Source organism: Candidatus Kapaibacterium sp. (genome assembly GCA_023957315.1).
GTDB lineage: Bacteria > Bacteroidota > Ignavibacteria > Kapaibacteriales > UBA2268 > PGYU01.
Window position 1 is genome coordinate 107,206 of sequence record JAMLHE010000009.1, and the last position, 7,121, is coordinate 114,326.

The following is a 7,121-nucleotide window of genomic DNA, read 5'->3' on the forward strand; positions in this document are numbered from 1 at the left end:
AATTAATTATTTGGAGAAATTAATGTTATTTAAAAAAAGAAATACTAATTGTGGTATTTTACGTCAGGAAGATGAAGGCAAAAAAATAGTTTTAAACGGATGGGTGGCATCGAGACGAGATTTAGGCGGATTGATATTTATAGATTTGCGAGATAGATGGGGTTTGGTTCAAATCGTTATCGAACCCGAAAATCGTCCCGATTTGGCTGAAAAAGCCAAAGACATTCGCGACGAATTTGTACTATGGGCTGAAGGAACTGTCCGAAGCCGCTCTAACCCAAATACAAAAATCCCGACAGGATTGATTGAAGTCGTAGTCGAAGATTTCGACATCATAAACAAAAGCGAATTGCCGCCATTTCCGGTTGATGACAACATCGAAACAGGCGAAGAAACAAAATTACGTTACCGCTATTTGGATTTGCGTCGCCCCGTAATGCAAAATTATTTCGCAATCAGAAACAAAACTTATCAAGTATGTCATAGATATTTCGAGAAGAATGATTTCATCGAAGTAGAAACACCCGTTCTGATGAAATCCACTCCGGAAGGAGCACGCGATTTCCTTGTGCCGAGCCGTATCAGCAAGGGCAAATTTTACGCATTGCCACAATCACCGCAAATATTCAAGCAAATCCTGATGCTATCGGGATTCGAGCGCTACATGCAAATCGTTAAGTGCTTCCGTGATGAAGATTTACGTTCCGACCGCCAACCCGAATTCACCCAAATTGACGTCGAAATGTCATTCATTGACCGCGACGACATCTTGAATTTAATCGAAGGCTTCATAGTTGAATTATGGAAAGAAGTGCTCGATTACGACGTTGCAGCACCATTTATGCGAATGAGCTACGACGAAGCAATGAACAGATTCGGCAGCGACAAACCCGATTTGCGATTTGGCATGGAAATATCCGACATCACAGATGCAGTACGCAGCACAGAATTCAAAGTATTCAACGACACAATCGGCGAAGGCGGAATCATAGCGGCAATCAACGTCAAAGGTGGCAGCGAAATGTCACGCAAAAATATTGACGAATTAACAGAATTTGCCAAAAAATACGGCGCCAAAGGCTTAGCATGGATGAAATTTGCAAATGGCGAAGTCAATTCACCGATTGCGAAATTTTTAGACGAAGCCGTAATCAGCCAACTGAGAAGTCAACTCAACGCCCAAGACGGCGATTTAGTCCTCATTTCCTCCGATAAAAAGCGCCGTGCTCAAACAATTTTGGGAGCTTTGAGGCTCGAATGTGCCAAGAGATTGGGCATTATGGACGCCGTCAAAGACAAATTCTCATTCCATTGGGTGATAGACTTCCCGCTATTCGAGTACGACGAAGACAACGAGCGCTGGGTGGCAATGCACCATCCATTTACATCGCCCATGGACGAAGACATCGCACTCTTAGACACAGACCCGGGAAGCGTCCGAGCCAAAGCCTATGACTTAGTTGTCAACGGCGCCGAGCTTGGCGGTGGCAGCATACGAATCTTTAGCAGCGACTTGCAGCAAAAAATGTTCAACAAGTTGGGATTGGGCGACAAGGAAATCGAGGACAAATTCGGCTTCTTCATCAAGGCACTCAAATACGGCACACCACCACACGGCGGGATAGCACTTGGATTAGACCGCATCGTGATGACATTAGCCGGTACAGACAACATCCGCGACGTAATCGCATTCCCCAAAACCACCAGTGGACTATCTCTCATGGATGGTTCGCCGTCATTTGTTGTCGATGAGCAACTCAAAGAATTGGGCTTGAAATTGCTTTCTGAGAAGCAAAATCCGGACTAAATGAAAAAAAATTAAGAAAAATCGCTTTTTTGTGACTTTTCGGACAAAAAAGTTTTTGCATATGCGAAATATTCGCTATTTTTGTAACGCAATTGCCCTGTAGTGTAACCGGCAACACGTCTGATTCTGGATCAGAAGAGTTCAGGTTCGAGTCCTGACGGGGCAGCTCAGAGGGAGCGAAAAGCCTTGATACATCTGTATCGAGGCTTTTTTCGTAGTGGGCGTGTGCAAAATGCGTGCAAAATGATTTTAAAAGTCAGTCATATTTCAACTCTTTTATCATCTTTTCGGTTTCATCCATCAAAGTTTTTCTTAATGTGATTTTTCCGTCGTTTTGATTCTTCTCAAGACTCTTAATTAATCGCTTTCGCAATATCTTATTATTAAGTAAATAAACACCATCTGCTTTAATTATTGTCATGATATATTTGTTCTCCTTTTTCGGCGATTATTTTCACGATTTACTTCATCAGTTACAGTTTGTGAATTCAAATATACATCAAAATCCAGACTTTCTACAACATTAATTAATTGATCCATCTTCCGGATTAACATTTCATTTCCTGATTTCGATGCTTCGCTTATCAACGCTTGTAGCTGAGGATTATTTAAAACGATTTCCGGGTTATTACTCCCTGCATCGCCCACAAGTGCCAACTCCGGTTTAGTTAAAAACCCACTACCACTTGCAAATGAACGAATTTTTAGCTCTTGTTGACCGTATTGTTGTAAATATTCATCTGCATCTGTTACTTCGGTCTGATAATCAACTTGTATTTTCATCATTTTTGACATTTCCGACAATAATTTAATTGTTTTATCAGGCGACAATTGAGTGTTTAAGGATTTTTCGAGGAGATTAACTCCTTCATTAATTCGAGAAAGTCCTTTATTTACTATTTCGAGTTGTCTTAGGTGCTTTTCTACAGTTACATCTGTCTCCATTAAACCCATAATAACCCAAATCTAAATTATTCGCCATTTTTTGCATTTCTTGCGAGAAATCTGATGATAACAACTTAACTGCATTCATTAAATGATGCTCTTGTTGGCGAACGGCTTCTGTTACAATCAACCAAAGATGGTCATCGCGTAATATCCATTCAGTATCGTCCCCCGGACGTCCTAAGAAATGCATATCCACCCACGATTGCTACAGTTGGACTATCCACGCGCCCACCGGTATGAAAACTACTGAGTGCAGATAATGCCGGTCCTAAATGGTATTCATAGCAGCGGTAACCAACCCTTTAATCATAGGGATTGTCAATACAGCCCAAAATCCGGTCGTGGATGTAAACAAAGAAATTATTAGTTTTGAGACGGCAGCACTTACCGCTGCTTTCAAAATACCACCCATATTTACCAACATTGTCCTGGCGGAATCTTTCATTGCTTCTCCGCCATCGAAAAGGTGAAACGAAAATATCGCCAATACTTCCTTGCAACGCTTCAGCAGATGCCAATAAAATATCTCCCTTCTCAGCAATTACCTTATCATCCCTTCCTAATTTCGCTCTTTGGGCTTCAATGGCTTTGTATCTGTTGGGTCTATAGCATTAAGTATAGCCTGTTCCCGTGCTCTTTGTTCATTTAGTAAAGCTAAATCATGTTGTCTCTGAGCTTCAATCTCTGCACCTCTTGCGGCATCCTGAATCGCCTTTTTATTATTTTGATGCTCTCTTTCTAAATCTTCCTTGCGTTTATTATACTCAACTTCTGTAATGATTTCAGCTTCCTTCATCTCCTCCAATTTCTCGATTTGGTTTTTATGTCTGACATCAGAAATTCTGTCGAGTGCGCCGGATGATGAGCCGATAATTGCTTTATTTAATTCAAGTTCAGCCTGTTTACGCTTTTCAATCAACTGCATTTCTTCATGATGCTGTGTTTGCAAGTCCTGCATACGTTTTGTGCGTATGGCTTTTTCTTCAGAATTAATCTCCCTTTCTACCGTCCTAACTCTGTTTTTTTCAAATCAACTAACTTGCTTTTTACGGTCCTTAATTTCGGATTCGATTTCAGCACGACGTTCGGCTGTCAGTTGATTTTCTCCTTTTTCAGAGCCTAATTCCGATAATAAAGCATCAATAGTTTTTTGTTCTTCAACAATAGTGCTTGTAATTTTAGATTGACTTTCTTTTAATTTAGCAACTAAATCCTCTGGAAGTTTAATTCCGAGTTCGATCTCATAACGCAACTCAGATAATGCCAATTCGTCGAGTTTTTTACGAATTCTTCATCTTCCAATTTGCTTTAAATTTAGCTCAATATCCTTATTCTTTTCTTTGGAAATGGAGTTGTTGAGCTGAGTAATTTGGTCATTTATGCCATCAATTACGTCTGATTTTTTCTCATCTTTACCAAGTTTTAATTCCTACATCAACCACAACGCCATTCGCATCGAGTTTGAGTTTGTAAATTTCTTGAAGAACATCCCTTCTCTTGTTGCAAAGCCTTTATCGCATCTTTTTGTGCTGCAATATCATCAATTATTGTTTTTCACGACCCGATTTCAAGCGTGAAGTTTCAGCAATTATACGCTTTGCTCAAGCGCGTTAGTGATGCTTTTCTTTTCTGTGTCGAATAGTTTTTTTGCATTCTGAAAAGATTTGTTGCTGTTGTTTTGGCTCGTTGACCTTCGAGGATTCCTAAGTCTTTTTTAGCTTGTTTTTCGAGTTCAGTCAAAAACAACACTTCTTTGTTCGCTGCTTTACCGGCAATCAATTCATTTTTCTCTTTTCTTCGTATTCTTCACGCGTAATCTCGTTATTTTTAAGCTGTCTTGCCAACTCAGCCAACGCGCTTGTTGCTTCACTTTGTCCTTTTTTGGCTTTATTCATGGCTTCCGAGAACGATTTAAGGCTTTTTAACTGCTTCGCCAGTGCCTTCCACTTCGGCAGTAAATGCGCCTTGTTGGGTTTTAGCATCAACGATACTTGCACTATTGAGCCCAAGTTGTTTGCCGATTTTTCTGGTTGCATCACTTGTCAGCAAACCTGCTTTAGCTCCTTTAGTAGAAATGAATCTACCATAGAATCACGCGTTGCTTGAATTCCATCTTTTAACTCAATTACTTTTTTATTTTGCAGAGCAAACATCATATTGCCGGCTGCATAATTTTTTAGCTTCTGCTTCAGCTTCTTTTAGTTTACGGAGGTCTGGTCTACCAAGTCTATCGGATTGAGTTGTCAAGCCTTGTGTATATGCTGCTTGGTCATCAAGTTGTTGCTGTTTGTATGCTTTTTCTCGCTCCTCAGCAAGTTCTTTTGTTTATCAATGTTGATATCGTAAACCTTTACAAGATTACCCGATTCATCAGTAATCCTTCTGAAGTTTTCTCTTGCTTCAGGTACGATTTTGCCGATTGCATCAGCCGTTTGTTTAGCTTTTTCTTCGAGCATTTGAAGTTGATTACGCTCATCTTCTGTCAAATCTGATTCAGGCTTCGCCTGCAAAGTTTTGATTTGCAAAGTAGTGTCTTGATAATTTTCAATTAAAGTATCAATACCTTCAATTTCCTGAATTTTCGCATTGATTTTGATGCCGTCAGCAATTCTCTTCTAATGCTTTTGTTATATCTTCAAATTTAGCATCTCGCAACGACTCATTTGCGCCGTCAAGTATCGCTTTACCGGCATTGCTGCCCATATTGCCGAATTCTTTAACTGCTTCACCGCCAATGTTGCCTGAAAAAATTGCTTTAATTATATTCGAAACTGAACCGGTGACAGATTTTATCCTGCAACAAAGCCGTCTATTGTTGCTCATCAAAGTTAGTTGATTGGTCACAAAATCAGATGCGACACCCAAAGCATTAATCACGTCTTCAACAGTTATTGCTTCTCCAGACATGCTGAAGCTTCCCACGTGCCGGAAATTACATCAATCACTAACCTAAACAGCAGAACCATACCTTCGAAAATTGCTGCCCCATATGAAAGAATATATCGCCTACTCTCTTTAAAAATATCCCACAGCCGAGTGAAACCATACTCCGCCACTTCCCCGACCCACCATTTATCAGGTTTCGGAATCCCTCAACATTGTTATAAAGATACAAGAAAAGTGCACCAGAGGCCACAACAGCCGCAATAACTGCTACTATAGGAGCCAATGCTGTCATCCAAGCTGCCGATGTTGCAGTTCCACTTGCTGCACCTGCCGCACCTGCCGCACCAAAAGAAGTTGACGCTGAGGTCCCAAAGGTAGCAAGTCCTGGTATTAAGTTTGTTATTGATGTAGAGAAACTTTTTATTGCAGGCAAAGTTTTATTATTTAATGTTTTCTGAAAATCTTTAAGTCCCTCAACCATGTCCGCTTTTGATGGCAGGAGTTGGCTAAAACCTGCAAAAGATGCAATTGCCGGTCCAATTTGAGAGAAAGAATTTATTGCGGTGACCGCACCTGTGCCAATCGTATCGAAAACTTGAGAAAATCCTGCTTGAATTTTGTTAAGGAATATCTTTGTTTTGACATCAATGCTTTGAGCCGCTACATCATACGCTTCGGTTGAAACACCTTTTTCAATCTCCTCGCGTACACTTGCTAATGTTTGAGTAGCACGTTCTGCATTCTTTCCTGTCAATAAGGCAGCAGCAGATCCGGCTTCCATAGAACCAAACAGAAGATTAAACGGTTTGCCCTGAGCAGTTGCTGATTTTTCAAGTTCCTGCAATGTAGCAATTAGACCCTGATTTGAGAGTTTTTCTTGCATATCTTGCGCTGACAAACCAAGCTTTTTCATGAACTCTTGCAATTGGCCTGTCGGTTTTTGCAATTCTACAAGTGCAGACCGGATTTGAGTAGTTGCTTGTGCTGTTGGGACCCCCAAAGCAGTCATTTGAGCGATTGATGCTACAACCTCGTCGAAGTTTACGCCTGCTGCACTTGCCGAAGGTATTACGTTGGCGAGTGCACCATTCAATTCATTAAACGTTGTTTTACCTAACTTAATCCCGGCAAAGAAACCGTCTGAAACCCCGGATACGTCCGCAGCTTTTAGTCCATAAGCATTCAGAACGCTTGTTAAGCCATTTACAGCCTGTTCAGTTGTCGCCACACCTGCAACAGCAACTTTAGCGGCTGTTTCGGTGAACTTTATAATTTCTTGATTTGTTCCTGATATACCTGCCGATACTGCTTGATAAACACCCAAGGCAATGTTGGCGGCGCTATCTGGTACGGTTTTGCTTAGATTCGTAGCTAATGAGGCAAACTCTTCAAAATTCTTCACACCCAAGGTGCCGATATTTTTTACTTGCTTGTCAAGCTCTACGAAAGGTTGTACGAATCTGTCAAGAGAGCCAACAAT

The 7,121-nt window shown here is 40.8% G+C and carries 12 protein-coding genes and 1 tRNA gene; 2 read left to right on the forward strand and 11 right to left on the reverse strand.

Annotated features, from left to right (window positions below; genetic code table 11):
- Positions 1 to 22: 22 nt before the first annotated feature.
- Positions 23 to 1,807 (forward strand): aspartate--tRNA ligase, encoded by a 1,785-nt coding sequence (gene aspS, locus M9949_10705; GenBank protein MCO5251875.1) that lies wholly within the window; start codon positions 23 to 25, stop codon positions 1,805 to 1,807.
- A gap of 93 nt (positions 1,808 to 1,900) precedes the next feature.
- Positions 1,901 to 1,973 (forward strand) — tRNA-Gln (locus tag M9949_10710).
- 90 nt (positions 1,974 to 2,063) lie between these two features.
- On the opposite strand, the gene M9949_10715 is transcribed toward M9949_10710, so the two are convergent.
- The 11 genes from M9949_10715 to M9949_10765 form a co-directional block, all read right to left on the reverse strand.
- Positions 2,064 to 2,228, reverse strand: coding sequence for a hypothetical protein (locus M9949_10715; GenBank protein ID MCO5251876.1), 165 nt, complete (start codon positions 2,226 to 2,228; stop codon positions 2,064 to 2,066).
- Positions 2,225 to 2,593: a hypothetical protein gene (locus M9949_10720; protein ID MCO5251877.1), complete on the reverse strand. Its 369-nt coding sequence runs from the start codon at positions 2,591 to 2,593 to the stop codon at positions 2,225 to 2,227. Before M9949_10720 ends, M9949_10715 begins: the two co-directional genes overlap by 4 nt.
- A 103-nt stretch (positions 2,594 to 2,696) precedes the next feature.
- Complete coding sequence (locus M9949_10725; protein ID MCO5251878.1) at positions 2,697 to 2,945, reverse strand: hypothetical protein; 249 nt, start codon at positions 2,943 to 2,945, stop codon at positions 2,697 to 2,699.
- 78 nt (positions 2,946 to 3,023) lie between these two features.
- Positions 3,024 to 3,296 carry a hypothetical protein gene (locus tag M9949_10730; protein MCO5251879.1) on the reverse strand — a complete coding sequence of 91 codons (273 nt, stop codon included), beginning with the start codon at positions 3,294 to 3,296 and terminating at the stop codon, positions 3,024 to 3,026.
- An 18-nt stretch (positions 3,297 to 3,314) separates the two neighbouring features.
- Positions 3,315 to 3,713: a hypothetical protein gene (locus M9949_10735; protein MCO5251880.1), complete on the reverse strand. Its 399-nt coding sequence runs from the start codon at positions 3,711 to 3,713 to the stop codon at positions 3,315 to 3,317.
- 72 nt (positions 3,714 to 3,785) lie between these two features.
- Positions 3,786 to 4,022 (reverse strand): hypothetical protein, encoded by a 237-nt coding sequence (locus tag M9949_10740; protein ID MCO5251881.1) that lies wholly within the window; start codon positions 4,020 to 4,022, stop codon positions 3,786 to 3,788.
- 314 nt (positions 4,023 to 4,336) lie between these two features.
- On the reverse strand, positions 4,337 to 4,534 hold the full coding sequence (locus M9949_10745) for a hypothetical protein (protein ID MCO5251882.1): 198 nt from the start codon (positions 4,532 to 4,534) through the stop codon (positions 4,337 to 4,339).
- 132 nt (positions 4,535 to 4,666) lie between these two features.
- Complete coding sequence (locus tag M9949_10750; GenBank protein ID MCO5251883.1) at positions 4,667 to 4,804, reverse strand: hypothetical protein; 138 nt, start codon at positions 4,802 to 4,804, stop codon at positions 4,667 to 4,669.
- 194 nt (positions 4,805 to 4,998) lie between these two features.
- On the reverse strand, positions 4,999 to 5,280 hold the full coding sequence (locus tag M9949_10755; protein MCO5251884.1) for a hypothetical protein: 282 nt from the start codon (positions 5,278 to 5,280) through the stop codon (positions 4,999 to 5,001).
- Positions 5,281 to 5,356: 76 nt separating this feature from the next.
- Positions 5,357 to 5,662, reverse strand: a complete 306-nt coding sequence (locus M9949_10760) for a hypothetical protein (GenBank protein MCO5251885.1) — start codon at positions 5,660 to 5,662, stop codon at positions 5,357 to 5,359.
- A gap of 37 nt (positions 5,663 to 5,699) precedes the next feature.
- Positions 5,700 to 7,121: phage tail tape measure protein (locus M9949_10765; GenBank protein ID MCO5251886.1), on the reverse strand; the 1,422-nt coding region annotated here is incomplete at its 5' end.